Genomic DNA, 475 nt, shown 5'->3' on the forward strand with positions numbered 1-475 from the left:
CTTCTTGGATATTTTCACGTCAGGTAATACCAATAACCATATGAGATATCAAAATAAGGAATTTGATAAATGGGTTTTAAAAGCAGATGAAACTAACGAACCATCTGATTATCAACAGGCAATTGATATTCTCAATAAAGATATTCCTGCTATTCCGATTTACTATTATGTCCGAGTCAAATTAGTTAAACCTTATGTCGGTGGTTTGCATATTGATTTGATGGGAAATATCCCGACAAAAAATCTTTATATTATTAAGCACTAGGTTATCAATAACAAGATCCTGTTTTTACAGGCTCTTGTTAATTAGATAAGGTTAATTGAAATCATAAGCAAAATAAATATGGTATCGTAATGTAATAATAAAAACAGTAATTAATGGAGATTAAAAACATGAAAAAAATCATGGCGAGCCTAATCAAAAATAGGTTCACCCAAATCCTGACCTGTTCGATGGGAATACTCTTAACAAACG

Annotated in this window: 1 pseudogene; it reads left to right on the forward strand. The window is 30.7% G+C overall.

What is annotated here, in order from left to right:
- A pseudogene (locus Xmir_RS22370) lies at positions 1-265 on the forward strand (oligopeptide ABC transporter substrate-binding protein OppA); the annotation flags it as partial.
- Positions 266-475: the final 210 nt, after the last annotated feature.

The organism is Xenorhabdus miraniensis, assembly GCF_002632615.1.